Source organism: Microbacterium sp. TW_SC_2, assembly GCF_055361165.1.
The window spans coordinates 1103026-1127144 of sequence record NZ_CM143952.1; the positions used below are offsets into that span (position 1 = coordinate 1103026).

18 protein-coding genes are annotated in these 24119 nt (G+C 70.7%); 11 read left to right on the top strand and 7 right to left on the bottom strand.

What is annotated here, in order from left to right; all coding sequences use genetic code 11:
* Positions 1-66 precede the first annotated feature (66 nt).
* The 3 genes from ACWA14_RS05165 to ACWA14_RS05175 are packed head-to-tail and all read left to right on the top strand — an operon-like array spanning position 67 to position 2050.
* Complete coding sequence (locus ACWA14_RS05165) at positions 67-822, top strand: YflT domain-containing protein (RefSeq protein ID WP_463796421.1); 756 nt, start codon at positions 67-69, stop codon at positions 820-822.
* Entirely contained in the window at positions 819-1400 is a 582-nt protein-coding gene (locus tag ACWA14_RS05170) for a DUF4870 domain-containing protein (RefSeq protein WP_463796423.1), read from the top strand. The genes ACWA14_RS05165 and ACWA14_RS05170 overlap by 4 nt, the downstream gene beginning before the upstream one ends.
* Positions 1397-2050, top strand: coding sequence for an alpha/beta hydrolase family protein (locus tag ACWA14_RS05175; protein WP_463796425.1), 654 nt, complete (start codon positions 1397-1399; stop codon positions 2048-2050). The genes ACWA14_RS05170 and ACWA14_RS05175 overlap by 4 nt, the downstream gene beginning before the upstream one ends.
* 164 nt (positions 2051-2214) lie before the next feature.
* Here the strand turns inward: ACWA14_RS05175 and ACWA14_RS05180 are convergent, their stop codons facing one another.
* Both ACWA14_RS05180 and ACWA14_RS05185 read right to left on the bottom strand, forming a co-directional pair.
* Positions 2215-3624: an aminopeptidase P family protein gene (locus ACWA14_RS05180; protein WP_463796427.1), complete on the bottom strand. Its 1410-nt coding sequence runs from the start codon at positions 3622-3624 to the stop codon at positions 2215-2217.
* A gap of 37 nt (positions 3625-3661) precedes the next feature.
* Positions 3662-4684, bottom strand: coding sequence for an endonuclease/exonuclease/phosphatase family protein (locus ACWA14_RS05185; protein ID WP_463796429.1), 1023 nt, complete (start codon positions 4682-4684; stop codon positions 3662-3664).
* Between the two features lie 109 nt (positions 4685-4793).
* On the opposite strand from ACWA14_RS05185, the gene ACWA14_RS05190 reads away from it, so the two are divergent.
* A complete protein-coding gene (locus ACWA14_RS05190) occupies positions 4794-5669 on the top strand; it encodes a PHP domain-containing protein (RefSeq protein ID WP_463796431.1) in 876 nt (291 codons plus the stop codon).
* A gap of 104 nt (positions 5670-5773) precedes the next feature.
* On the top strand, positions 5774-6679 hold the full coding sequence (locus ACWA14_RS05195) for a DUF817 domain-containing protein (protein WP_463796433.1): 906 nt from the start codon (positions 5774-5776) through the stop codon (positions 6677-6679).
* A 19-nt stretch (positions 6680-6698) separates the two neighbouring features.
* On the opposite strand, the gene ACWA14_RS05200 is transcribed toward ACWA14_RS05195, so the two are convergent.
* Complete coding sequence (locus ACWA14_RS05200; protein ID WP_463796435.1) at positions 6699-8213, bottom strand: DEAD/DEAH box helicase; 1515 nt, start codon at positions 8211-8213, stop codon at positions 6699-6701.
* 196 nt (positions 8214-8409) lie between these two features.
* Between ACWA14_RS05200 and ACWA14_RS05205 the strand changes: the two genes are divergently transcribed.
* Positions 8410-9123, top strand: a complete 714-nt coding sequence (locus tag ACWA14_RS05205; protein WP_463796436.1) for a ferritin-like fold-containing protein — start codon at positions 8410-8412, stop codon at positions 9121-9123.
* Between the two features lie 15 nt (positions 9124-9138).
* On the opposite strand, the gene ACWA14_RS05210 is transcribed toward ACWA14_RS05205, so the two are convergent.
* On the bottom strand, positions 9139-9426 hold the full coding sequence (locus ACWA14_RS05210; protein ID WP_463796438.1) for a hypothetical protein: 288 nt from the start codon (positions 9424-9426) through the stop codon (positions 9139-9141).
* 7 nt (positions 9427-9433) lie between these two features.
* Positions 9434-9658 (bottom strand): DUF3107 domain-containing protein, encoded by a 225-nt coding sequence (locus ACWA14_RS05215; protein ID WP_463796441.1) that lies wholly within the window; start codon positions 9656-9658, stop codon positions 9434-9436.
* A gap of 180 nt (positions 9659-9838) precedes the next feature.
* On the opposite strand from ACWA14_RS05215, the gene ACWA14_RS05220 reads away from it, so the two are divergent.
* Positions 9839-13072 carry an ATP-dependent helicase gene (locus ACWA14_RS05220; RefSeq protein ID WP_463796444.1) on the top strand — a complete coding sequence of 1078 codons (3234 nt, stop codon included), beginning with the start codon at positions 9839-9841 and terminating at the stop codon, positions 13070-13072.
* Positions 13073-13110: 38 nt separating this feature from the next.
* Complete coding sequence (locus tag ACWA14_RS05225; protein ID WP_463797371.1) at positions 13111-16596, top strand: UvrD-helicase domain-containing protein; 3486 nt, start codon at positions 13111-13113, stop codon at positions 16594-16596.
* Here ACWA14_RS05225 and ACWA14_RS05230 read toward each other — a convergent pair.
* Complete coding sequence (locus tag ACWA14_RS05230; protein ID WP_463796446.1) at positions 16542-17951, bottom strand: phosphotransferase; 1410 nt, start codon at positions 17949-17951, stop codon at positions 16542-16544. The two genes, ACWA14_RS05225 and ACWA14_RS05230, sit on opposite strands and share 55 nt — an antisense overlap.
* Before the next feature lie 64 nt (positions 17952-18015).
* On the opposite strand from ACWA14_RS05230, the gene nudC reads away from it, so the two are divergent.
* On the top strand, positions 18016-18897 hold the full coding sequence (gene nudC / locus ACWA14_RS05235) for an NAD(+) diphosphatase (RefSeq protein ID WP_463796447.1): 882 nt from the start codon (positions 18016-18018) through the stop codon (positions 18895-18897).
* Positions 18894-20615 (top strand): ATP-dependent helicase, encoded by a 1722-nt coding sequence (locus tag ACWA14_RS05240; protein ID WP_463796449.1) that lies wholly within the window; start codon positions 18894-18896, stop codon positions 20613-20615. Before nudC ends, ACWA14_RS05240 begins: the two co-directional genes overlap by 4 nt.
* Before the next feature lie 815 nt (positions 20616-21430).
* Here ACWA14_RS05240 and ACWA14_RS05245 read toward each other — a convergent pair.
* A complete protein-coding gene (locus tag ACWA14_RS05245) occupies positions 21431-22870 on the bottom strand; it encodes a zinc-dependent metalloprotease (protein WP_463796452.1) in 1440 nt (479 codons plus the stop codon).
* A 117-nt stretch (positions 22871-22987) separates the two neighbouring features.
* On the opposite strand from ACWA14_RS05245, the gene ACWA14_RS05250 reads away from it, so the two are divergent.
* Positions 22988-24073, top strand: a complete 1086-nt coding sequence (locus tag ACWA14_RS05250; protein ID WP_463796454.1) for a YlbL family protein — start codon at positions 22988-22990, stop codon at positions 24071-24073.
* The last annotated feature ends 46 nt before the right edge of the window (positions 24074-24119 follow it).

The window sequence follows — 24119 nt, forward strand, 5'->3', positions numbered from 1 at the left end:
GGTCTCAGCGGTCTCCCCGTCGCCCATTCCCGACGCAGGCAGGACGGCGCGTGGAAGAATGGTCGGATGAGCATGCTCAATCGACCAGCGAACAGCACGGACACCGGCGAGATCGTCGCGTCGATGCGCGACTACGAAGCAGCGCAGAAGGCGGTGTCCCAGCTGATCGCCGGGGAGGTGCCCGCGCGAGACATCGCGATCGTGGGCCAGAGCGTGCGAACGATCGAGCGCGTGACCGGCAAGCTCGGTTATGCGGCGGCGGCGCGTTCCGGCGCCATCAACGGCGTCCTCCTCGGGCTCTTCCTGTCGGCGATCCTCGTGCTCGGCAATCCCGAGGTGCCGATCCAGCTCTTCGTCGGCTTCGTCTTCATCGGCGTCGCCGTGGGCATGCTGCTGAGCCTGATCACCTATGCGATCGTCCGTCGTCGACGCGATTTCGCGAGTGTGACCCAGTTCGCCGCCGACCACTACGAGGTGACCGTCGCGGCAGGCTCCTTGGCCAAGGCGCGTCAGGTGCTCGGCTCCGGACGCACCGCGCCGGTGCGAGCGCCGGTCAACCTCGACGAACCGCCGCGGTACGGAGAGCGCATCCCGCCGGCGGGCCCCGCCGCACCGCCGCCCCCGCCCGCGCCGGTCGGGGAGCCGGTGGTCCCGCCACGCCCCGACGTGCCGACGCCCGAGGCCGGGCCGACGCCGGCACCGGAGGCCCCGGAGCCCGGAACGGCGGAGTCGCCGGACGCCCCGGCCACCGGGCCCGCCCAGCCCGCGGGCGGCGCTGCCTCCGTCACTCACCCTCTGACCGAGGAGGGCACGCAGCGATGACCGATTCCTCGCAGACGCCTCCTCCCGCAGGCTTTCCCCCGCCGGCGCCCGGCCAGCCCGCTCCGCCCCCTCCCGCCGCTCCGGGTCACGCACAGCCTGCGCCGGGGTACGCGCAGGCCGCGCCGGGTTACGCGCAGCCCGTTCCGGGATACGCGCAGCCCGCTCCGGGGTACGCGCAGCCCGCTCCTCCGAGAGGCCTGCTGCCCTGGGTGCTCGGATTCCTGGTCGTCCTCCCGTTCCCGTTCGTGGGCGGGCTGGCCTCCGGGATCGCGATGGCGGCCAGCGGTGGCTCGTCGCGCCGCTTCGGCGGCACAGCGCGGGAGAACGCCCGAGCCGCGCTGAACTGGGGCCTCACCTATCTGCTGGTCTCGACCGTGCTCGTCGCGACGCATTTCGTGATCCTGTCCGGGCTGACCTCGGAGTCTCCGGCCACCGGGTTCTTCCCGATCGGCATCCCGATCACGCTGTACTTCGCGATCTCGCTCGCGCACCTGGTGATCGTGATCATCGGCACGGTTCGCGCCTCGTCGGGGAAGGTCATGCGCGTCCCGTTCGCGATCCCGTTCCTGCGCGCATGAGGTCGACGGTCCCCGTCGATCTTCCGTCCGGACCGACGAGTGTCACGGCGGACTGGGCGGAGGGCACGCGGCGAGACACCGTGATCATCGCTCACGGTGCCGGTGCCGGCAAAGACCATCCGTTCCTGATCGGATTCGCCGACGCTCTCGCCGAGCGGGGTTTCGCGACCCTGCGGTTCAACTTCCCGTACGTCGAGCAGGGGCGACGGATGCCGGGGCCGGCCCCGCACGCCGTCGCGACGTGGCGGGCGGTCGTGGCTGCCGTGCGGGCGAACGACCCGGGGACCCGGATCTGGGCCGCGGGGAAGTCCTACGGCGGACGGATGGCCTCCCTGGCCGTGGCGGAGGGGATGGACGTGTCCGGACTGGTCTACCTCGGATACCCGCTGCATGCGCCGGGCAAGCCGGAGAAGCCACGCGCCGAGCACCTGCCGGCCATCGCGGTGCCGCAGCTGTTCGTGGAGGGCTCGAAGGACCCCTTCATCCAGCCCCTCGCGCAGTTCGAGAGCGTCGTCTCGACATGTCAGGACGCACGCGTGGCCTGGATCGACGGGGGAGGGCACAGCTTCGAGGTCGCGGGGCGCAAGCGCCCGGCGGACGAGGTCGGGGCGTCGCTCGTGCCTCTCGTCGCCGACTTCCTCCTCGACTGAGCAGGACCGGTGGCTCGTCACCGATGCGGATGATCGTGGTGACGGTGCCGCGTGTCTGCGCGCGTCGGAGAGCCTGACCGCCGAGCTCCGGGAAGGAGTCGGCGATCAGGGTCCGGGCGAGTCCGTCGTCGAGCGTCGGCTCGCCTGCGTGCCTCGTGGGGGAGTCAGCCCTGTGCGCGCGCGATCCAGGCCTCGACCTCGTCGGCCGTGCGCGGGATGTCGGCCGAGAGATTGACCGGGCCGTCCGCCGTCATCAGGATGTCGTCCTCGATGCGGACGCCGATCCCGCGGAGTTCGGCGGGCACCGTGAGGTCGTCGATCTGGAAGTACAGACCGGGTTCGATCGTGAACACCATCCCCTCGGCGAGGATGCCGTCGTAGTACATCTCGCGTCGCGCCTGCGCGCAGTCGTGCACATCGATGCCGAGGTGGTGCGAGGTGCCGTGCACCATGTACCGCCGGTGCTGCCCGCCCTTGTCCGCATCGAGAGCCTCCTCGGCGGAGACCGGCAGCAGACCCCACTCGGCCACGCGCTCGGCGATCACGGCCATGGCGGCGGCGTGCACGTCGCGGAAGCGCACACCGATCTTCGCGGCGGCGAAGGCGGCGTCCGCGGCCTCGCGCACGGTCTCGTACACGCGTCGCTGCACGTCCGAGAAGGTGCCGGACACCGGCAGCGTGCGGGTGATGTCGGCCGTGTAGAGGCTGTCGGTCTCGACCCCCGCATCCACGAGGATCAGATCACCCGGCACCACGGCGCCGTCGTTGCGGGTCCAGTGCAGGTAGCAGGCGTGCGGGCCGGACGCGGCGATCGTGTCGTAGCCCTCGCCGTTCCCGTCTTCGCGGGCACGACGGTGGAACACGCCCTCCACGACGCGCTCACCCCGCACGTGCTGCACCGCGGCGGGCAGCTCGCGGATGATGTCGTCGAACCCGTCCGCCGTGACCTGCACCGCGCGACGGAGCTCGGAGATCTCGTACTCGTCCTTGATCAGTCGCAGCTCCGAGACGACCCGCGTGAGGTCGTCGTCGTCATCGAGCACGAGCTCCCCGTCGACGGGGAGGTACTCGGCGAGGTGATCGGTCGCGAGGCCGAGGTCGGCCGCGACCCCGGCCAGGGAAGGCCGAGGTCCGATCCAGAACTCGCCGACCGTCGCATCCGCGTAGAACTCGGTGGTGGTGCGGTCGGCGCGCTCGCGGAAGTACAGGGTGACATCGTGGCCGTCCTCGGTCGGCTGGAAGACCAGCACGGAGTCGGGCTCGGAGTCGGACGCCCAGCCGGTGAGGTGAGCGAAGGCGGAGTGCGCGCGGAAGACGTAGTCGGTGTCGTTGCTGCGCTGCTTGAGAGAGCCGGCGGGGATCACGAGGCGCTTGCCCGGGAAGGCCGCGGACAGCGCTGCCCGACGGGCCGCGGCGAACGGTGCCTGTGCCCGCGGGGCGGGGAGGGTCTCCGGGCGTTCGGCCCAGCCCGTGGAGATCGTGTCGAGGAACCCGCGGGGGAAGGGCTGCTTGCGGTTCGTGGTGCCGGTGTCGGCGGAGGGCTCGGCGATCGTGTCGCGTTCTGCGGTGCTCATCCCTCCAGTCTGTCACCTGTGGCGCAGACGCGGGAGCTCACCCGGCGGGTTCGAGCTGCACCACGAGGGCGCGATGATCGCTGCCGCCGGCATCCTCGCGCACGACCGAACCGGAGGGGGTCCAGTTCGACGAGGCCATCACATGATCGATCGGTGCGCCGGCCAGCGCGGGGAAGGAACTCGGCCAGGTGCCGGCGAACCCGTTGCCGGTGCGGGAGGCGACGTCCCGGCAATAGCCCATGTCGCCACCGTCGACGCCGAGAGACGCCATGTGATCGATCGTGGCGTTGAAATCACCGGCGAGGATGAAGTCGCCCTGCGGGCACTGGTCGGCGATCCACTGCAGGTCGCTCTTCCACTGCTCCATCTCCTCCATGCGCGGCGCCACCGCATGCACGGCGACGATCGTCGGTCCGGTGCCGTCGATCGGCATCAGCACCACGCTGGGCACGGAACCGGTGTTGCTCGTGCCGTCCTCCGCGGACTGGATGACGGAGTACTCACCGAGTTCCGGGGACACCAGCACCGTCGTCTGCCACGACTGCGGACCGTCCGGGACATCGGGTCGGAACTGCACGTGGTGCACCCACATCGGATGGCCCTGTTCGCGGAGCATGACCGCGATGCGCTCGCCGACGGCCTCCGTGGTCTCCGGCAGCGCCACGATGTCGGCACCCTGATCGAGGATCTCCTGGGCGATGGTCTCGGCCGCGACGGCTTCCCCGGCCGTGTTCCAGGTGAGGACGCGCATGCTGCTCTCGGACTTCTCCGGCAGCGTCCCGGTACCGAATCCCCGGGTGGCGCCGATCGCACCGGTCGCGGCGGCGCCGAGCAGGGCGATGATCAGCACGGAGGCCGCGAAGCCGCGGATCGGGCGGATCAGCAGCAGCAGCAGCGCGAACACGGCGACAGCCAGCATCCCCCCGATCACCAGACCGCGCACGGAGACGAGCTGAGCGAACGGATAGGTCTGTTCCAACTGGAAGAACTGCGGCCACACCACCACGGCCGTCGCGATCGCGAGCAGCACGGTGGTCAGAATCCCCAGGAGTCGAAGCATCCCCGCAAGCCTAGGAGGGCTGGCTGTGAAGTCTCTGTCGCGCCGTGCCGTCCACGCAGGGTCTCGAGGCGATCGCGCCCGGCGGCTCCACCCTCGGTACGCTCGGAGGATGTCCGATGATCACCTCCGCCGGTTCGCGGGTCCCGCAGACCTGCATCTGCACTCGCACCACTCCGATGGCACGGAGTCTCCGGCCGAGGTGATCCGCCAGGCGCACGCGCACGGGTTGCGCACGGTCGCGCTGACCGATCATGACCGCACCTCCGGCTGGGACGAGGCCGCCGACGCCGCCACCGCACGGGGCATGACGTTCCTCCCGGGGATGGAGCTCTCCGCGAAGCACGAATGGCGCAGCGTGCACGTGCTCGGGTACCTGTTCGACCCCGAGGATGCCGCGCTGCGCGCGGAGACCGAGCGGATCCGTGCGGATCGGATCGGACGTGCGGAGCGAATCGTCCGCAACATCGGGCGCGACTACGACCTGCACTGGGACGACGTGCTCGCCCAGACGGTGGGAGACGCGACCGTCGGGCGCCCGCATATCGCCGACGCCCTCGTCGCCCGCGGGATCGTGGGCGACCGCACCGCGGCCTTCGACGGCATCCTGCATCCGCGCGAGGGCTACTACGAGCCGCACTACGCCCCCGACCCCCTGACCGCCGTGCGGCTCATCACCGATGCCGGGGGAGTGGCCGTCATCGCGCACCCCGTGACCTCCGGGCGCGACCGCATGATGCCGATGCCGTTCATCGAGCAGCTGATCGCAGCGGGCCTGGGTGGCTTCGAGATCGATCATCGAGAGAACACGGAGGCCGGCAAGCGGGTGCTGCGCGAGATCGTCGAGCGGCATGATCTGATCGCGACGGGGTCGAGCGACTATCACGGCACGGGCAAGCCCAACCGGCCGGGCGAGAACACGACGACGGAGGACATGGTCGCGCGCATCATCGCTCGCGCCCGGGGCACCGCGCCGCGCTACCCCTGATCGGCCTGCCGCGGATCAGGCTGCCGCGCCGGAGCCGTACCCACTCGGCCTTCTGGGGGTGCACTCCCGGCATTTTTCCCGGGGGCGCTGATACGTTCCGGGGCATGCAACGGGCGACTTCTCTCGAACACCGTGTGGATGCGATCGCTCACCGAGTGCTCCGCGATGCTCCGGCCGACGGCATCCGGGCGACCCTCGTCGAGGTCGCGGTGTTCGTCCTGAAGCAGGCGTGGGCGTGCATCTTCGGAGCGAGCCTGCTGGCGGTGATCATCGCCGCGCGCCTCTGGTATCCCGATGATGCCGCCGTCGCGCGCAATGACGCGCTCACGCTCGCGGCCGTGGTCATCCAGCTCGCGATGCTCGTCTTCCGACTGGAGAGCGGACGGGAGCTGTGGGTGATCGTGCTGTTCCACCTCACCGGCACGGTGATGGAGCTGTTCAAGACCGACGTCGGGTCGTGGTCGTATGCCGCGGAGGGCATCCTGCGGATCGGCGGGGTCCCGCTGTTCAGCGGGTTCATGTACGCCGCCGTCGGTTCGTACATGGTGCGCGTGTACCGTCTGTTCGATCTGGGCTTCGCGCGGTACCCCCGCCGGTGGATGACCGCGATCCTCGCGTCGGGGATCTATCTGAACTTCTTCACGCACCACTACTCGTGGGATCTGCGCTGGGTGCTGCTCGCCGCCGTGGTGCTGCTGTGGGCCCCCACCGTCATGCACGCCCGCGTGTGGCGTCGGACGCTGCGACTGCCCCTGCTGGCGGTCTTCGCGGGAGTGGCGCTGTTCATCTACTTCGCCGAGAACATCGGCACCTGGGCCGGAGCATGGATGTACCCGGATCAGGCGGACGGCTGGCAGCTGGTCTCGCCGAGCAAGCTCGTGTCGTGGTTCCTGCTGATGATCATCTCGGTCGTCCTCGTCGCCTGGGTGTACCCGCCGCAGGTGCCCGCGGCCGTGACACGCGACAGGGGACGTCCGCCGCGGGCGCGGCAGACGTCCCCTGTCGAGTGATCGTCCGTGTCGAGTGCGGTCAGGCCCCGACGACCGGGGCCGTTCCGGCGCCGGAACCACCGCGACGGCGGCGGCGACGGCGGGCCGGGGCGGGCTTTCCGTCGTGGTGCTCCTTGCCCTCCCCGTCGTGGGTGCCGGCCCCGTCTGCGCTGCGGTCGGCGGACGGCGCGGAGCCGTCGCCCGAGGCATCCGAGGCGGCTCCTTCGGTGAAGGTGGAGCCGACGGGGTTCTCTCCGCCGCGGCGACGACGCCGGCGACGCGTGCCGCCTTCATCGGTGCCCTGTTCGGCGGCGACGGCCGCGCGCTCCGGACGCGGAGTGCGCGGAGCCTTCGGCTCGGCCTTGGGCGCGGTCGTCAGGCGCCCCTTCGTCCCCTGGGGGATGTCGAGGTCGGAGAACAGGTGCGGGCTCGACGAGTAGGTCTCGACCGGGTCGGGCTGGCCGAACTCGAGAGCGCGGTTGATCAGCGCCCACTTGTGCAGGTCCTCCCAGTCCACGAAGGTCACCGCGATACCGGTCTTGCCGGCGCGGCCGGTACGACCGGCGCGGTGCAGGTACGTCTTGTCCTCGTCGGGGATCGTGTGGTTGATCACGTGCGTGACATCGTCGACGTCGATACCGCGCGCGGCGACGTCGGTGGCCACCAGCACGTCGCGCTTGCCGGCCTTGAACGCGGCCATCGAGCGCTCGCGCTGCTCCTGACCCATGTCGCCGTGCACGCCGCCGACGTTGAACCCGCGGTCGCCCAGCTCATCGACCAGACGCTGAGCCGCACGCTTGGTGCGTGTGAAGATCACGGTCTTGCCGCGGCCCTCGGACTGCAGGATGCGCGCGATGATCTCGTCCTTGTCCATCGAGTGCGCCCGGTAGACGAGGTGCTTGATGTTGGCCTGCGTGAGGCCCTCGTCCGGGTCGCTCGCGCGGATGTGGATGGGGTTCGTCATGAAGCGACGGGCCAGTGCCACGATCGGGCCGGGCATGGTGGCCGAGAACAGCTGGGTGTGTCGGACGACCGGAAGCTTCTGGAAGATCTTCTCGATGTCGGCGAGGAAGCCGAGGTCGAGCATCTTGTCCGCCTCGTCGAGCACGACCTCGGTCGCGTGGGAGAGGTCGAGCAACCGCTGACCCGCGAGGTCGATCAGACGGCCGGGGGTGCCGACGACGATCTGCGCGCCGGCCTTGAGCTGGTCGATCTGTCCCTCGTAGGCCTTGCCGCCGTAGATGGCGACGACGCTGGTCGAGCGGTTGCTGGTGAGCAGGTCGATGTCCTCGTAGACCTGCACGGCGAGTTCACGCGTGGGGACGACGATGAGCGCCTTGACGCCGTGCTCGGGGTTCGTGCCCAGACGCTGGACGACGGGGATGCCGAAGCCGAACGTCTTGCCGGTTCCGGTCTTGGCCTGTCCGATGATGTCCTGGCCCGGCAGGCCGAGGGGGATGGTCTGCTCCTGGATGGGGAATGCGTCGATGATGCCCTTCGCGGCGAGTGCATCGACGATGTCCTGATCGACACCGAGGTCAGAGAAAGTAGTCACTGTATTCAGATTGCCTGTCCGGCGATCTTGCTCAGACCGCCACGTAAACGATCCACGCCGTCTCTTGTGCCACAGGCGCGGGGCCCCGCTCCGACGGCGGGGACACGCCCAGCCTACCCGAGGGGGTGCGGACCGCCGGAAGTCCGTGACGGCACGAGTAATGTGAACCCCGTGGCGAACTGGCTAGGGAGGCCTCGTGGTTAAGTGGTTCTGGCAGCGCGATGACGCACCGCGGCGCACGCTCGCCCTGCGGAGTCGTGGCGATCAGGGGGATGCGACGCGCATCGACTTCGCGGAGCTCGCCCCCGAGTTGCCGCGATTCCTCGGGCAGGCGGCATATCTGCAGCTCGGCTACTTCGAGACCCTGACGCGCCTGATCCGGGCCACCCCCGAGCTGTCCGAGAAGGAATCGCTCTCGCGGGCGGCGGGTGCGACCCTCACCAAGCACCGCGCGATCGTCGAACTCATCGAGGAGCGAGGCGACGACCCCACGCAGCTGATGCTGCCGTTCCGGGAGAACCTCGACGCGTTCCGGCGCAAGACCATCGGCGCCCGTCCGCGGGAGACGCTGCTCGCGGTCTACATCACCGCGGGAATGCTCGACGACTTCTACCTCGCGCTCGCCTCCAGCTACGGCGACGTGGGCGGACGCGTGGCAGCCATCCTGCGTGAGGACGACGCGCGTCACGAGATCGTGGCGATCATCCAGGAGACGATCGAGAGTGATGAGGAGTGGCGCTCGCTGCTGTCGATGTGGGCGCGTCGCCTGGTCGGCGACACGATCCTGGTCTGCCGCTCGGCGCTGCGCCCCGAGCGTCTCGCCGAGGACGACGAGCGCATCGAACCCGTCTACACGGAGCTCATGGGTGCGCACGCCCGCCGAATGGACGCGATGGGACTCGCCTCCTAGCGGGAGGGCGCTCCGTCAGATTCCGAGCGCGGCCTTGGCCGCGGCATCCGAGCGTCGTCGCGCCGCCACGATGATCATCGTCACCCCGGCGCCGATGATCACGGCGCCGAGCACGCTCGCCAGCCACAGCAGGACGTTGTCCTCGCCGACCCCCGCCCACTGCAACGACGTGTAGATCGCCGCAGCGGCGGCGGTCGAGACCGCCGGGGTGATCACCACGCCGCGGAGCTCGCGCCCCGCGATCAGGAAGTGCGCGGCGATGCCCAACACGCACGCGCCGACGAGGGCGAGGAGGATGTACACGGTCGGATCAGGCGACGAAACCGACGCGTCGCGATTCCTCGGTGCCCAGCTCGATGTACGCCAGGTTCGCGGTCGGGACGATGTAGGAGTTGCCCTTGACGTCGGAGAAGCTCAGGTGCGGCGTGCTCTGCTCGAGTGCGGCAGCGACCTGGCTGCGCACCTCGTCGGCGCTGCTGCCCGTGTCGAAGCTCAGTTCGCGGCCGGTGTTGATGATGCCGATGCGGATTTCCACGCGTGCTCCTTGCGATTCGGAACGACCCTGTGCTCTCGGAGCGGGTCGTTCGAGGACTGTCCTCACTCTATCGCGGGCCTCCCGTCGGAGAGCGGCGGCGCCGGTCGGTTTCGCCGTGAGCGCACAGACCCGCAGGCACCGCGCGGGGCGTTGTCGGTGCGTCCGGCTAGCGTGGAGGGCATGACAGAGGATGCCGTCCAGCGCGCCGTCGTCGGCGCCGCGACCTCGGCATCCGGCGTCGTCATCGGAGCACCGGGCACGGGGAAGACGCAGACGCTGGTCGACCGCGTCGTCCATCTCCTGGGCGCAGGCGGGCTGCGGCCGGAGGAGGTCCTGGTGCTGACTCCGAGTCGGCAGGCGGCGACGGCCTTGCGCGACCGCATCGGTGTGCGCATCGACCGGGCCACACCGGGACCGCTCGCCCGATCGCTGGGCTCCTTCGCGTTCCAACTCGTGCGCGGGGCCATGGTGCGCGCCGGTGCCGAACCGCCCGCGCTGCTCACCGGTGCCGACCAGGACCGCATCATCGCCGAGCTGCTCGCGGGGGACGCCGAGGACGAGAGCATCCCCTGGCCCGAGGAGCTCAGTGCCTCCGTGCGGGCGTCGAAGGGGTTCCGCTCCGAACTGCGCGCCTTCCTCGCGGAGTGCACCGAACTCGGCGCGCACCCGCACGAACTCCGCGGCACGGGAGACGCGGTGTGGACGGCGGCCGCCGACTTCCTCGTCGACTACCGGGCGGTGATCGATGCGTTGCGCTCCGCCCACCGTGACGCGGCTGACCTTCTGAGCGAGGCCGGCACGATCCTGCGGACGGCCGATGCGGCAACACTCGGCCCGCTCGCGCCGCTGCGCGTCGTGCTGATCGACGACGCGCAGGAGCTCACCCGGGGCGGGATATCGCTCGTGCGGGCGCTGCAGTCGCGAGGGATCGCGGTGAGCGCCTTCGGGGATCCCGACATCTCCTCCGGTGCGTTCCGCGGAGCGAGCCCCGAACTGTTCGCGCAGCTCGCGGGTGCCCTGGGCGACGTCCAGGTGCTCGATGCGCCGCACCGTCAGCGACCGGCGCTCACGGCGCTCACGCGGACGGTCACGCAGGCCATCGGGGTCTCCGGCCGCGTGGAGCATCGTCGCGCGCCGGTGCCCGTGCCCGAGGACGAGAAGGAGGCTCAGCCCTCGGACGACCCCGTCGTGTCGACGTTCATCGCCCCGTCGCCCTATGAGGAGCTCGACCGGATCGCCGGTGTGATGCGTGACTGGCACCTCTCCGGTGGCGTCCCCTGGGAGCGCATGGCGGTGATCGCCCACGACACCCGTCAGGTGACGCAGCTCGAGGCCGAGCTGGCGGCCCGGGAGATCCCGACCCGCGCGGCGGGAGTGCAGCGCCCCCTCGGCAGCGAGGGGATCGTGCGCGACATCGTCGGTATCGTCCGTCTCGCTCTGACTCCGGAGGGTGAGCGCACCTCGATCGCGCTCGAAGAGGCGCTGCGCACGCCGTTCGGCGGGATGGACGCGATCGGACTGCGCCGTCTGCGGGCACGACTGCGGCATCTCGAACTCGAGCAGGGCGGGTCGACTCCGGCGCGAGAGCTCCTGCGCCAGGCGATGGAGAAGCCGGCGCACTTCACGCTCATCGACGCGCCGGAGTCCCGCACGGCCGCCCGGTTCGCCGACACCGTCCACGCGCTCGCCGCCGCGGCCGGGGCGGGGGAGACGATCCACGACCTGCTCTGGCGGATCTGGGATCAGGCCAGGGCCGTCGACGGCCGACGCCTGCAGGTCGCGTGGCGCGAGATGTCCCTCCAGCCGACCGGTGCCGAGACCGCACGAGCCCTCGATGCCCTCGTGTCTCTGTTCGATGCGGCGAAGCGGTTCGTCGAGCGCACGCCGAACGAGAGCCCCGAGGTCTTCGTGCGCGACATCCTCGACAGCGAAGTGCCGGAGGACTCGCTCTCCACGCCGGCTCGCCCGGCCACCGTGACCCTGCTGACTCCGGCGACGGCGCTGGGGACGGAGTTCGATGCGGTCGTCGTGGCCGGCGTCCAGGACGGTGTGTGGCCCAACGTCCGGCTGCGCGGGGGCATGCTGCAGACGTGGCGTCTGCCCGAGGTGCTCGCGGCCGCGCGCACGGGCGGCACGGCCGAGCCGCCGAGCCCCGTCGATCGGCGCCGGGCGGCGCTGCACGACGAGCTGCGACTGTTCGTGCGCGCGATTTCCCGCGCCAGAGACCGACTGCTCGTCACCGCGGTCGACGATGACGACCTCACGCCGAGTGCGTTCTTCGGTTTCCTCCCGCCTCCCGGCCCGCCCGACCGGCACGTCTCTGCGGAGCACCCCCTGACTCTGCGGGGACTCGTCGCGCGCAATCGGCGTCTGCTCACGACGGCGTCATCGGCGTCGGTGCGGCGGCAGGCCGCTGAGGAACTCGCGGTGCTCGCCCGCGAAGGAGTCGCCGGTGCCGCACCGTCGGACTGGTACGGCGTCCTACCCGTGTCGACCGAGGAACCGCTGCGTGATCTCGCCTCCGACGGCGCGAGGGTCTCGCCCTCGAAGATGGAGTCGTTCGAGGAATGCGGACTGAACTGGGTGGTCTCGGCGCTCGGCGGCGACACCGTGATGCCTCCGACCGCCGGCATCGGCACGATCGTGCACGAGGCGATGGAGCGGGTCCCCGACGGCGAGCTGGAGCAGATGCGTGCGATCGTCGCCGAGCATTGGCCCGAACTCGACTTCGAGACCGAATGGATCGGACGCAAGGAACGCCGCCGAGCCGACCTGTTCATCGACCGCCTGCACACCTACCTCGGCGACGTGCGCGCGGACGGCGGGCGAGTGATCGGGAGCGAGGCGCGGTTCGACTTCGCGGTCACGCTGGGCGACGAGACGACTCCGCCCGCGGTGTGCGCGGTCGATGAGGAGGCCGGGCCCCGCGCGGTGGTGAGCGGCTACATCGACCGGATCGAGGCATACCCCGCAGGCGGCGGCGAGCACGCGCACGCGCGCGGGAGAGGCTGGACCGGGATGTCGGGGGACACCGAGGGAGAGCGGTCCGTCGTCGTCGACCTCAAGACGGGCAAGACCGATCCTGAGTCCGACAACGGGGTGGTCGAGCACGCCCAACTCGCGGCGTATCAGATCGCCGTGCAGCAGGGACTGATCGAGGGTGCGGCGCCCGGGTCGCTCGCGGGAGCGCGTCTGGTGATCGTGTCGAAGACGCTCGCGAAGAGCGACTATCGCATCGCGCACCAGCATCCGCTCGACGACGAGGCGCGTTCCGCGTTCCTGCGGCGGGTTGCGGACGCCGCGCGCGGGATGTCGGCATCGAGCTTCACCGCGCAGGTCGAATCGCACTGCGCCGACACTCAGCGCCGTGTGCATCCGTGTCGGATCCACACCGTGCCGCCGGTGAGCGCATGACGGGCGGCACACGGTCGACGCTCGACGCGGGGCGGTCGATGTGGCCGGGGGCACTCGGGATCTCCGCCCTCGACGTCGCCGCCGCGCTCGGTCAGCCGCCCCCCACGCCCGCACAGCAACGCGTCATCGAGGCGCCGCCGGAACCCGCGCTCGTGGTCGCGGGTGCCGGCAGCGGCAAGACCGAGACCATGTCGGGCCGTGTGGTCTGGCTGGTGGCGAACGGTCATGTGCGCCGCGAGGAGATCCTCGGCCTCACGTTCACCCGGAAGGCGGCGGGCGAACTCGCCGAACGGATCGGCGCACGTCTGGCCGTGATCGACGAGTACGGTCGGCGCGGGCTGCTCCCGCACCTGCCCGAGATCGTCCGCTCCGGGGCGCTTCGCCGTGTCGACGAGGCCGCGGCGGGACGACAGCGCGAGCTCGTGCGCACGCATGTGCTCGACGAACTGGCCGAAAGCCTCGGGACCGGCGGCGAGCGGGCCCTGCCCCGATCCGCCGAGGAACTGATGATCCGGCCGCGGGTCTCCACCTACAACGCCTTCGCCGACGGCATCGTGCGGGAGCATGCCGCTCGCATCGGACGCGACCCCGACGTCGCCATGCTCAGCCAGGCGGCCTCCTGGATGCTGGCGCGAGAGGTCGTGCTGCGCTCCGATCTGCCCGCGCTCGAGGGCATCGAGTACGCGCTGGGAACCGTGATCGATGCCGTGCAGCGGCTGGCCGGAGAGGCGCTCGATCACCGGGTCGACCTCGATCACGCCGTGCGCATCGCCCGGGATCAGGCGCAGGCTTTCGAGCCGTATCGCGGCAACGCCGATGTCGACAAAGCGGTGACGAATCTGCTCGACCTGCCGACGCTCGCGCACCTCGTGCGCGACTACATCATCGAGAAGGACCGTCGCGGCGTGCTCGACTTCGCGGACCAGGTGAGCGGCGCGTACGACATCGTCGAATCCGCCCCCGATGTGCGGGCGGAGCTGCGCGAACAGCATCGGGTGGTGCTGCTCGACGAATACCAGGACACCTCGGTGATCCAGACACGCTTCCTCGCCGAGCTGTTCCGCGACACCGCGGTGATGGCCGTGGGCGACCCCCACCAGTCGATCTACGGCTGGCGCGGCGCGAGCGCGGACAACCTCTACGCGTTCTCAGCGACGTTCTCCGCAACCACGCGGCAGGGCGGGGGCGCGCAGACGTACAGCCTGATGACGAGCTGGCGCAACGACACCCGCATCCTCGACATCGCGAACCGCATCCTGGTGCCTCTGCAGCGACCGGGTCTCGACGTCCCGCCGCTCGAGCCTCGTCCGGGCGCGGGCACCGGAGCCGTGGCGATCCGCTATCCGTTCACCGTGGACGACGAGGCGGCGGAGGTCGCCGACTGGTTCGTCGACCGCCGGGCCGCTCACGAGGCGGCGTCGGGGACCACGCGTCCGCACACGGGGGCGCTGCTCTTCCGATCGAAGCGGCACATGCAGACCTTCGCCGCAGCCCTCGCCGCCCGCGGCGTCCCGCATCGCATCCTCGGGTTGGGCGGACTGCTGGCGACTCCCGAGGTGGTGGATGTGGTCTCCGTGCTGCGAGTCGTGCACGACCCCACCGCAGGCTCGGCGCTGATCCGTCTGCTGACCGGGCCACGATTCGGCGTGGGCGTCGCGGACATGGCCGCGCTCTACGACCTCGGTCGCACCCTCGCCGAACGCGACACCGCGATGGTGCCGCTTCCTGAGGAGGTTCGCGTGCGCCTGCGCGCCTCGCGCGGTGCCGACGAGGCGGTCTCGATCGTCGATGCCGTCGACGTGGTGCGCGCGGTGCGGGACGACTACCGGCTGCTCGAGGGCATCACGGCCGAGGGGCGGAGACGCATCCGTGCCGCGGGGGAGATGCTGGAGCGTCTGCGCCGCGCATCGTCTCAGCCCATTCCGGAGCTGATCCGGCTGGTCGAGCTCGAGCTGCGACTCGACATCGAGCTCGCGGCGAACGAGACCCGCGGTCCGGCCCGGGTCGCGTCGACGCAGCTGCGCGCCTTCTCCGACGAGGTGCGGGCGTTCCTCTCCGCCGATGAGCGGGGCACGATCGGCAGCCTGTTGGCATGGCTGGACAAGGCCGAGAGCACCGACGAGCTGATGCCGCGGCCGGAGCCTCCGGAACCGGGAGTCGTGCAGCTGCTCACGATCCACGGCTCGAAGGGACTCGAGTGGGATGCCGTGGCGGTGGTCCGGCTCGTGGTCGACGAGCTGCCCGGTCGCATCTCCGACACCTCGGGCTGGTTCGGGTTCGGGGTCGTGCCTTTCGCCCTCCGGGGAGACCGTGACGCCCTCCCCACGTTCTCCTGGGATCCGGTCGAGGCGATGGGGGACGAGCCCGACCCGAAGAAGCGGCAGGCCCTCGCCCAGTCGTCGCTCTCCGGCGGCGTGACGAAGGCGAATCCGCAGGGCGGCGCGCTGCGACGCTTCAAGGACCGTTATCGCGAGTATCAGCAGCAGGAGGAGCGCCGTCTGGCCTACGTCGCGGTCACGCGCGCCCGGACCGATCTGCTGCTCAGCGGCTCGCACTGGGCGGGGCAGAAGGCGCCTCGGCTGCCGAGCCCGTTCCTCGTCGCGGCGATCGAGGTGCTCGGAGCCGACGACATCGAGCCGGTCGATCCCGACGAGAACCCGTACGAAGGTCCCGGATCGACGCTCGCCTGGCCGCTCGATCCGCTCGGTGCCCGCCGCGATCCGGTCCAGCGTGCTGCCGCGCTCGTCGATGAGGCGAGCAGGCGCGCCGACACGCTCGAGCCTTCCCTCGAACTGCGCCGGTTGCTCGCGGAGCGGGCGGCACGCCTGCGCGGAGCGGATGCGGTTCCGCCGACCCGCGTGCCGGCCTCACGCTTCAAGGACTACGTCACCGACTTCTCGGGAACGCTGTCCTCCCTCGTCCGCCCCATGCCGGAGCGACCCTACCGCCAGACCCGTCTCGGAACTCTCTTCCATGCCTGGGTGGAGCGACGCTCCGAGCTCGTCGGCACGGGGACGCGAGTCGATGAGGCGCTGTGGGAGATCGATGCGGACGACCTCGCGGCGGAGTCGTCTGCGACCGACCCGATGACCGGATCTGCCGACGACCGGGATCTCGCTCTGCTGCAGCGCACCTTCGAGCACAGTGAGTGGGGGGCGCTCGCACCGATCGCGGTCGAGATCGAGATCGACTTCGCCCTCGGAGCAGGGATCGCGGAGCGCGGTGCCGAGCACATCGTGATCTGCAAGCTCGACGCGGTGTACCGTCGCGAGGATCGCGGGGGGCGGATCGAGATCGTGGACTGGAAGACGGGAAAGGCGCCGCGGACGGCCCAGGAGCGCGAAGAGCGCATGCTGCAGCTCGCGCTGTATCGGCTGGCGTATCACCGCCGCTTCGCGGTCCCTCTCGAGGAGATCGACGTCGCGCTGTACTACGTCGCGGACGATCTGGTCATCCGCGACGAACGGATCTACTCCGAGGAAGAGCTCTTCCACCGCTGGAGCGCGGCGCGCGCCGCCCGCTGAGCTTCATCGGAATCGGTGGCGTCGTCCGCGTCGTGCGGGACCGGGGCGGTGGACGAGGGCGATCCCTCCCGTCGATCGGCCGTCTCGCGGCGATCGCCGAAGAGGCCGGATACACCGGAGAGGTCCTCCGTCTCGACGTTCAGCATCTCGGCCCGGCGGGCGGCTGCCGCATCGTGCGGCGTGTCATCCCGTCTCGCGGCGTCGTGCATCGGCGGGCTGACGGAGGTGATGCCACCGGAGTCACGCGAGTCACCGGAGTCGTCGGAGTGATCGGCGTCGCGCGGGGAGCCGTCGTCGAGCCACAGCTCGTCGGGAGCATACGCATCCGTCTGCATCGAGGTGTCGATGTGCGCGTTCGCGGCTTCGGGCACCCGATCCAGCGCATCCATGGCGGACTCCACACCGTCGGCGCGGGTGGCGATGACGCTGAGATCGTCGGAGCGGAGTCCTTCCGCGAGAGAGGCGAGCAGGGCCGCCGCATCGTCGACGATGTCGGGACGACGGAGAGAGTCGCCGTGCACGAGCCAGCGGGCGAAGTCGAGTTCGGCGAGCAGGCGCGCCCGCTGATCGAGCGCCGCGTCGGGCACGCGCTCGACTCCACGCGCATAGGCCGCATGCACATCGGGCGCGGCATCGGGGGCGGCGGAGAGCCAGGCCAGGTCGATGGCGGGATCGCCCACCGAGAGCCCATGCCATCCGACGAGGCCGGTGACCTCCGGGCCGCGATCCGGGTCGTCGTGGAAGAGGAACGACGTGGACTGCACGCCGCCCAGGACCACGGTGGACTCGAAGCGCCACAGGTCGTCGTCCGCGACGGCGTCACGCCAGCGCACCGTCAGACGGGCGGGTACCCGGCCGGTGGCCGCAGCCGTGTCGATCAGGCGGGCGAGTTCATCCCGGCTCTCCTCAGAGGAGCGGGTGGGAAGTCCGGCCCCGCGCACCACCGACGTCGGCAGTCCGTGGACGGCGGCGATCGCCGTGCCCATGGACTCCGCCGCCCCTCGACCGGCGGGCACCATAGCCGCTTCGATCTGGAAGCCGGGCAGCAGCTCGGTGACGAGCGCGCGGCCGTCGCCGACCCGGGTCTCGCCGATGTAATCGGGGGCGGCGAAAGGCAGCATGGCGCGTGCTCCGGCGGTGAGCGCTCGGAGCGCCAGTGCTTCGGCGGCCAGCTCCCGGGCGGCGTCATCGTCGTCGGCGATGCGGATCGCGAGCTCGCGGCCGTCGGCAAGCGAGGCGACAGCGGAATCGAACCGTCCGTCGGCGTGGGCGCTCAGGGAGCGGGCCCCGGTGACCTCCGCTCCGGGCAGTGCAGCCGTCACTGCCGCGGCTAGAGTGAATGGAGAGCGTCCCATGCCCCCAGGGTAGGTCGGCTCAGGGGCGGTCCCGCCTCCGCCACGCCCGTGAGAGAGGGAGTCGATGACCAATCCGCGTTCATCTCTCGACCGTGCCGCCGATCTCCGCGAGGAGCCGGGGGTGCTGGATCGTCTTCGCAGCGACCCGTCGACCCGCGTGATCGCGGTCCGTGAGGGCCGCGTGCGCGTCGTCGGATCCGCGCTGTCGCGCGCAGGGGCCGACACGATCGGCGAGGCGACCTGGGCGCTGCTGGGACGGGATGCCGACGGCACGGTGCTCCTGCTGGCCGCACTCCCTGCGGAGCCGGAGACGGTGGATGCCGCCCCCGATGAGATCTGGCTCGGCCTTCGCGACCTGTCGGGGCGCATCGAGGCGGACGAGACCGAACTGCTGGTCGAGGCGATCGCCCTGTCGGCCTGGCTGCGCGATGCGCCCTTCTGCCCCCGGTGCGGCGGCGCGACCGAGATCCGTCAGGCCGGATGGTCGCGGCGCTGCCTGGTGTGCGGGCGCGACCAGTTCCCGCGCACCGATCCGGCGGTCATCGTCGCGGTCGAGAGTCTCGACGGCGACCGGCTGCTGCTGGGGGCGAACGCCAACTGGGCCGGACGCATGTACTCCTGCTTCGCCGGCTTCGTGGAAGCGGGGGAGTCCCTCGAATCCACGGTGCACCGCGAACTGGAGGAGGAGTCCGGCGTGCGGCTGTCGGCCCTGCGCTATCTCTCGTCGCAGGCGTGGCCGTTCCCGCGTTCGCTCATGGTGGGGTTCCGTGCCGTCGTGGCGGACGAGTCGCTCGCGCGACCCGACGGCGAGGAGATCATCGATGTCCGGTGGTTCACCCGCGCCGAGATCGGCACCGCCCTCGCCGGCGAAGGACCGGTCGGTCTCCCCGGACCCGCCTCGATCGCGCGGGCGCTGATCCTCGACTGGTACGAGGAGCGCGGGTGAGCGCGCTCGACGCGCTCGACGAACGGCAACGGCAGGCGGCATCCGTGCTGCGAGGACCCGTCGCCGTGCTCGCCGGCGCCGGAACCGGCAAGACGCGCGTGATCACGCACCGGATCGCTCACGGTGTCGACACCGGTGCGTACTCTCCCGCGCGCGTGATGGCGGTGACGTTCACCGCCAAGGCCGCGGGGGAGCTCCGCGGACGTCTGCGCATGCTCGGCGTGGAAGGCGTCGCCGCGCGCACGTTCCACGCCGCCGCCCTCGCCCAGCTCAACTTCTTCTGGCCGACGCTCGCCGGCTCACCCGCTCCCTCGATCATCGACAACAAGGTGCGGATGCTGGGACAGGTCGCCGACGGCCTCCGACTGAAGCGCAGCACCGCCACGCTCCGCGACATCGCCTCGGAGATCGAGTGGCGCAAGGTCTCGATGCTCTCGATCGAGAAGCATGCGGAGCTCGGACGCTCCGTGACCGGCGTCGACAGCACGCAGTTGGTCGAGCTGCAGCGGGGCTATGAGGCCCTGAAGGACGAGCGCCACCAGCTCGACTTCGAAGACGTGCTGCTGGCCTGCGCCGGCATGCTCGAGGCCGAGCCCCGGGTCGCCGCGTCGGTGCACGAGCAGTATCGGCACTTCACGGTGGACGAGTACCAGGACGTGTCGCCGTTGCAGAACCGGCTCCTCGAGCTGTGGTTGGGGGACCGTCACGACATCTGCGTCGTCGGCGACGCCAGCCAGACGATCTATTCGTTCGCCGGTGCGGAGCAGCGATACCTCCTCGAGTTCGAGCGACGGCATCCGGACGCGACGGTGGTACGACTCGAGACGAACTATCGGTCGCAGGCTCCGATCCTCGCCGCGGCGAACGCCCTGATGCACGGGCGGCCCGGGGCGCTCGAGCTGGTGCCGGCGCGCGAGCAGTTCTCGGCCGACGCCCCGACGGTCACCGCTTACGACAGTGAGATGCAGGAGGCCGCGGGAATCTCCGCCGCGATCTCGGCCCAGATCTCCGCAGGCGCATCGCCCGCCGAGATCGCCGTGCTCTACCGCGCGCACGCGCAGTCCGCCGCCCTGCAGCAGGCGCTCGCCGCGGACGGCATCGCGACCACCGTGCTGGGGGGAACGCGCTTCTTCGCGATGCCCGAGGTGCGCCAGGCGATCCTCGCCCTGCGTGCGGCCGCGGTCTCCCCGACCGAGCACGGTTTCCTTCCCGGCGTGCAGCGCGTGCTGCGCGAACTGGGTCTCACCGACGAGCCGCCCGCCGCCGGCGGCGCGCAGCGCGATGGGTGGGAGGCGCGACGGGCCATCCTGCGGCTCGCCGAGGAGGCGGGCCCGGACGCGAATCTGCGCAGCTTCAGCGACGCCCTGATGGCCCGTGCGAAGGACCAGCACGAGCCGACCATGCGCACGGTGACCCTGTCGACCCTGCACGCCGCCAAGGGCTTGGAGTGGCCTCACGTGCATCTCGCGGGGTGGGCGGAGGGGGCACTGCCAATCTCCTACGCGACCAGCTTCGAATCGATCGACGAAGAGCGACGCCTGGCGTACGTCGGCGTCACGCGCGCCGCGCGGACGCTGTCTGTGACCTGGTCGCGGTCGGCAGGACGAGGGGAACGGGCGCCGTCGCGTTTCCTCGCAGAGATCGGGACGACGGCGCGCGGCACCGGCATTCTGCGTGAAATGTCAGCGGGCGCCACTCGCGGTGGCCGTTCGCGCTGATCCCGATGGAGGTCTCTCCGTCCGGCGTGCGCGCGACTCGCAGGATCGTCGCGCTGAGCGCCGCCGCCTCGGCGACCCGGGCTGCGCTGATCGGGCCCGCGGCACGGGCGATCAGCTGAGCGTGCAGCCGTGGCCAGGCGGCATCCCGATCGCGCTCGTGCGCGTCCCGACAGGAGAGGCAGGGAGAGACGCCGGGGACGACGAGCGGGCCGACCGTCACGCGACCGGGTTCGAAGGCCACGGGGACGTGGGTCAGATCGGCGCGGAGGTAGGGCGAGAGCTGCAAGGCGGACGCGGCGCCCTGCAGCAGGATGAGACCGACGTCGTCCGGGTTGCTCCGCTCGCCGTCACGGATCCCCTCGTCGGCCAGCGCCTCGCGGAGCCGGTATTCGGTGCGACCGTCGGTGATGTTGACGCTCTCGATCCAGACCGCGGGTGGTGTGGGCGGATCGTCGACGAGGATCGGTTCCAGTCGCGTCAGCAGCGCGCGTGCCTCGCGACGGGGTGCTCCGAGTCCATGGGCGATCACGTCGAATGCACGGCGCGGGAAGCCCGCTCGCATCCGGCTCACGAGCAGCTCGACCCACACCGCGTCCACCGTGACCCGCATCCCGCGGTCGGCTCCGATCTGCAACGTGTGCTCGTCTCTCCACAGCAACGGCAGGGCCGGGTCCAGACGGGTCAACGTGGTCGGCGAGAGCGGAGGCATCCTTTGATTCTGGAGACTCTCTTCCTGCCGCGGTGCCGCGGATGCGGACCCGTGGAGAATCCGCACACCGGTGCCGTCGTGGGGAGGGGGAGTGGAACGGCGGTCGTCAGACCGGGCGCTCCCCTTCCGGACGATCGTCGCCGGGGGGCGTGTCGCCGTCGTCACCCTCGCCGGCGGACGCGGAGTCGCCCTCACCGGTCGTCGGCTCCTCGTCACCACCGGAGAAGTCGTCGCCGTCGAGCAGACGGGCGAGCGCCTCGTCGAACTCATCCGCGACGGGCTGCTCTCCGCGGGCGGCGGCCTGCAGTCGTGCGACGAGCGCCGACGGGTCGTCGATGTCCTCCGCGGACGGCATCAGGTCGGGATAGTCCCAGAGCGAGTCGCGGCCGGCGATGCCGACCTCGTCGGTCACGGTCCGCCACATCGCCGAGGCCTCGCGAAGGCGACGGGGGCGCAGCTTCAGTCCGACGAGGGCGCCCAGAGCATCCTCCGCCGGCCCTCCCACGGCGCGTCGACGGCGGGCCGCCTCGGCGATGCGTGCGCCGTCGGGCAGCCGGGCCGTCGCTTCCGCGGTGACGACGTCGACCCAGCCGTCGATGGTCGCGATCAGGTTCTCCAGGCGCGCGAGGGCCTCACGCTGTGCTTCGGTCTGCACCGGCAGCAGTGCGCCGCCCTCGATCGCTGAGCGCAGTTCCTCGGGATTCGAGGGATCGAGTCTGCTGGCCACGTCTTCCAGGGCGTCGACGTCGACCGTCACACCGTTCGCGAAGTCCGTGATCTGCGCCATCACATGCAGGTGCAGCCACTTGGCGTGCCGGTAGAGGCGGGCGTACGCGAGCTCGCGGGTCGCGAGATAGAGCGCGATCTGGTCCTCGGGGATCTCGAGTCCTTCGCCGAACGCGGTCAGATTCTGCGGGATCACCGCGGCGGTCCCGGCGGGCAGCACGGGGATGCCGACGTCACCGCCGGAGACGACCTCGAGGGCGAGGTTGCCCAGCACCTGGCCGAACTGCGCGGCGAACACCGATCCGCCGAGACCGCGCATGAGCTTGCCGGCTCCCTGCACGACCTCGCGCATGTCGTCGGGGACCTGCGTGTCGAGAGCACTGGTGAGGGCGTCGGCGATGCTCGTCGACACGGGTCCGGCGATCTCCTTCCAGACCGGCAGGGTCTTCTCGACCCACTCGCCGCGCGTCATGGCGGTGGGAGTCTCGGAGAGTTCGGAGATCGTGGTCGCCTCGCCGAGCCACAGGTTCGCGAGGGCGAACGAATCGACCAGCGAGGTGCGCGAACCGGAGGAGATGCCCTGGCCCTCCCGGTTGGCGATGTGCAGCGCCTGCCGCAGCGCGTTCTCCCACGGGTCGCCACCGAAGGCGCCCTGCAGCTGCGACATGATCGTCTGCATCATCGCGGGGTCGAACGACATGCCCTCCATGCCCTCCAGGGCGCCGCGCAGTGCTTCCGGGTCGATGTCACCGCCCTGTCCGGACATCATCCGTCGCAGGAACTCCTGGAAGTCCTCGGGGGTGGGGTCGTTGTCTGCCATGTCGATCGCCCTCTCAGCACGCCTATAGCCGTGGCATCTACGCTAGTCACAGGTTTCTGCGCGTGCCCCCGATGCGAGCAGATCGCTGTACGCCGCTCGCGAACGACGGAGGATGCTGTGGACCGAACGCGCTCACGAAAGCCCGGACTGGGAGTCTGGGCGCTGATCGTCGCGCTCGTCGCACTCGTCGTGCTGACCTTTCTTCCGACGCCGTACGTGATCCAGCGTCCCGGTCCCGTCTACGACACGCTCGGGACCGCGGCCGGACCCGACGGCGAGCAGATCCCGCTGATCAGCATCGAGGGGGCGGAGACCTTCGACACCGGAGGCACGCTCGACCTGACCACCGTGCAGGTCGTCGGCAACCGTGAGCGCACGCCCAGCTGGTTCGAGCTCGCACTGGCCTGGACCGATTCCTCCCGCGCCGTGGTGCCGCTCGACTCGGTGTTCCCGGCGGGGGTGACCACGGAGCAGCGCGACGAGCGCAACGCCACCCTGATGATCGATTCCCAGCACGAGGCGACGGCGGCGGCGCTCAACGAACTCGGCTACGACACCGGTGCCCAGGTCGTCGTGGTGGAAGCGGTCGAGGACACCCCGGCAGCCGGAGTGCTCCAGGCCGATGACGTCATCACGGGGATCGGCGGCGCGGAGGTCGAGTCGGCCACCCAGTTGCGCCAGACGATCCAGGACGCGGAGGGGGAGCCGGTGGAGCTCACCGTGCGACGGCAGGGAGACGAGCGACAGGTCACCGTCACCCCGGAGAAGCGCACCGAGGGCGACGTCTCCACGTGGGTCATCGGCGTCACCCTGCGCACCGACTACGACTTCCCGATCGATGTCGAGATCCAGCTCGACAACGTGGGCGGCCCGAGCGCGGGGATGATGTTCGCCCTCGGGATCGTCGATCAGCTCACCGAGGGCGAGCTCAACGGCGGCGAGAACGTGGCCGGCACCGGCACGATCGACGCAGAGGGCCAGGTGGGTCCGATCGGCGGCATCCGACAGAAGCTCTTCGGAGCACGGGATGCCGGCGCCGCCTACTTCCTCGCCCCGGCGTCGAACTGCGACGAGGTCGTCGGCCACGTGCCGGACGGACTGCAGGTGATCCGCACGGAGACACTCGCCGATTCGCTCGACGCACTGGCCGTGATCGCCGACGGCGGCGACGTCGCGGGTCTTCCCGCCTGCGCGGCGTCGTGATCTCCCCGTGACCGGGATGACAGCCCGCGTCCAGTGAGGCCCGCCT